We start from the raw sequence: 629 nt of genomic DNA on the forward strand, positions 1-629 counted from the left end.
AGAAGGTAACATCGGTCTAATGAAAGCCGTTAAGCGTTTCAACCCAGAGGTTGGCGTTCGATTGGTTTCTTTCGCAGTTCACTGGATCAAAGCTGAGATTCATGAGTACGTTCTGCGTAACTGGCGTATTGTTAAGATTGCGACAACTAAGGCACAGCGCAAACTGTTCTTTAACCTTCGTAAATCTAAAAAGCGTTTAGGTTGGTTTAATAACGGTGAAGTTGAGACAGTCGCTCGTGAACTGGGTGTTGAGCCCTCTGAAGTTCGTGAGATGGAATCTCGCTTGGCAGCGCAAGACGCAACGTTTGAAGCACCAATGGATGACGATGACGGCGGTTCTGCTTACACAGCTCCGGTTTACTACCTAGAAGATAAAGCGTCAGACGTTGCTGAAACGGTTGAAGCATCTAACTGGGAGTCTCACACCAATAACCGTTTGGGTCTAGCACTAGCAAGCCTAGATGAGCGTAGCCAACACATTGTTCGCTCACGTTGGTTAGACGACAATAAAGCAACACTACAAGACTTAGCGGATACCTATAGTATCTCTGCAGAACGTGTTCGCCAGTTAGAAAAGAATGCGATGAAGAAATTGAAACAAGCCGTTGGCGATTTCTAATAGCACTTAG

Annotated in this window: 1 protein-coding gene; it reads left to right on the top strand. The window is 45.6% G+C overall.

Features of this window, described 5'->3' with window-relative positions:
• Positions 1 to 619, top strand: a 619-nt coding sequence (locus BCT81_RS03525; RefSeq protein WP_102423254.1) for an RNA polymerase factor sigma-32, incomplete at its 5' end; no start/stop codon positions are given.
• Positions 620 to 629 lie beyond the last annotated feature (10 nt).

Source organism: Vibrio sp. 10N.261.52.A1, from assembly GCF_002876325.1.
Classification (GTDB): domain Bacteria; phylum Pseudomonadota; class Gammaproteobacteria; order Enterobacterales; family Vibrionaceae; genus Vibrio; species Vibrio chagasii.